Here is a 493-nt window from a genome sequence, read left to right on the forward strand (position 1 = left end):
AGCCCCTTTATTCATTTGAGAATAACAGAACGTCCTTTTGATTTATGGTATAAGCGCTATTTCTTAATGCTTCACGTTGATATTCGGTCCCATTTTTGGTGAGAGCAAAAATCACGTAACCTTCTCTCGACCCTACTAGATTTGAACCAATAACCGAAACGCCACGGCTGCTATCTGACGTCACGGATAGCCACCCTACCATTTGAAAATTATCTTTGACACGCAAGTTATAATCTCTTTCCGATTCTGTAGTAAATTCAATCTTGTATGCAAAGTAGTAACTGTTATCCAGATTGTCTTGTCGTTCACTATTGGCCAGAAGATCCCAATAAGGCGAATCCTTATCCGAAGAATCAAAGAAAATGATTTCCTTAATCTTCATCTTGATATCTTTATTTAAATCATGCTCTATCGGGAGAGTAACCGCTTGTCTTAGCCCGTATGCCGTTTCAAAGTTCGTGCCGCGTAAAGCGATTTCGGCGTTACCCAAGGC

At 40.4% G+C, this 493-nt stretch carries 1 pseudogene; it reads right to left on the reverse strand.

Annotated elements, in window-relative coordinates:
- Positions 1-7: 7 nt before the first annotated feature.
- Positions 8-493, reverse strand: a pseudogene (locus NR121_RS25080) (hypothetical protein); the annotation flags it as partial.

The sequence above is a fragment of the Paenibacillus sp. Pae15 genome (assembly GCF_024519685.1).
In the GTDB taxonomy this organism is placed as follows: domain Bacteria; phylum Bacillota; class Bacilli; order Paenibacillales; family NBRC-103111; genus Paenibacillus_G; species Paenibacillus_G naphthalenovorans.